The 676-nt window shown below is 68.9% G+C and carries 1 pseudogene; it reads right to left on the reverse strand.

The features are described 5' to 3' along the window. Positions 1–609, reverse strand: a pseudogene (locus D9599_RS30815) (IS5 family transposase); the annotation flags it as partial. Positions 610–676 lie beyond the last annotated feature (67 nt).

The raw sequence follows: 676 nt of genomic DNA on the forward strand, positions 1-676 counted from the left end.
GGTCGCGCGCCGAGGTCCCAGACGTGCTCGCGGAAGGTATGGCTGGAGTAGCCGCGGTCGCCCACCACCCAGAGCGGCACGCCGGGGAGGGCTGCGAGGAGGGGCACGGCGTGGGGCAGTTCGTGCGCTTGCCCTGGGGCCAGTGAGAAGGCGACGGCGTGGCCCGCGCTGTCTGCGATCACGCAGACCTTGGTACCGAAGCCTCCACGAGAGCGGCCAAGCGCCTCACGCTCGTCCCGCTCCGCCGCTGACGCCGCTTTTTGGCTGCTCCTGCTGCCTTGGCGTGCGCCCGGACCGAGGTGCCATCGAGGAAGGTCATACCGAGCCCGACACTTCCCTCCTGCGCCATGCTCAGCAGGCGTTCCCAGACACCCAGGCGAGACCACCGAATGAAGGTCTGCGCCGCCAGCCCGTGGCGTTCGGAGCAGTGCTCCGAACCCACCAGGGCCCCTCCTCCGCCGGGAGGGCTCGCCACTTCGCGCCGTTGTCGTGCCGCCAAAGGATCGCGCCGATGGTCCGCCGCAGGTGCTGAGGTGGTACCTTGGCGTGCGGGCGGCAGGCCTCAACTAGCGGCTCCAGCACCGCCCACTGCTCATCCGTCAGCGCCATCCCGTTCTCCAAAAAGCCAGAGAACGCAGGCATCTTGCCAAGGATTCAGGCGCTAACAGGCCCTAGT

This window comes from Roseomonas sp. KE2513 (genome assembly GCF_016107305.1).
Taxonomy (GTDB): domain Bacteria; phylum Pseudomonadota; class Alphaproteobacteria; order Acetobacterales; family Acetobacteraceae; genus Roseomonas.